Annotated in this window: 1 pseudogene; it reads left to right on the top strand. The window is 39.8% G+C overall.

The features are described 5' to 3' along the window. Positions 1-512: pseudogene (locus tag HC175_RS16650) on the top strand (aconitate hydratase); the annotation flags it as partial. Positions 513-583: the final 71 nt, after the last annotated feature.

The raw sequence follows: 583 nt of genomic DNA, 5'->3' as shown, positions 1-583 counted from the left end.
AATTTTCTTTTTCTGTAATAGATGATACCTTCTACGATAGAGCACAAAAGGCGAAAGAGGAACATGGAGGACATATAGTAGTCGCTAAAGACAATTATGCTCAAGGCTCAAGTAGGGAACATGCAGCACTGGCTCCAAAATATCTGGGACAGATTGCTGTTATCGCTAACTCTTATGCCCGTATCGCCTGGCAAAACCTGGTAAACTTCGGAATTCTACCTTTGGAATTCATTGACATTGCCGACTTTGATAAAATTGAACAAGGTGATTCTGTAAGCCTTACCAACATAAGGGAAGACGTTAAAAATCGGAATAATATTAAGGTTTCCATCAGTAAAAAAGATGGTGAGAGAGTAGAGATCCAGACTAAACACAGCCTAAGTGACCGGCAAATCCAGGTGCTCCTAAAAGGTGGGATCATCAATGAATTTAAAGAGCAGTTGAAGAATAGGGAAGTAGGTGCTGTGAACAAAAATACTGTGACCGATAATGAGCGGAACCAGGTGAAATAAAATGTGACAAATCAGAATAAAAAAACCGGACGGGAAGTCCGGGGTTTTTTAATCCTGTTGTTCTAATTTCT

Source organism: Salinimicrobium oceani (genome assembly GCF_012037645.1).
The sequence above is the reverse complement of the archived record's forward strand: the minus strand, read 5'-3'. Positions and strand labels throughout refer to the sequence as shown.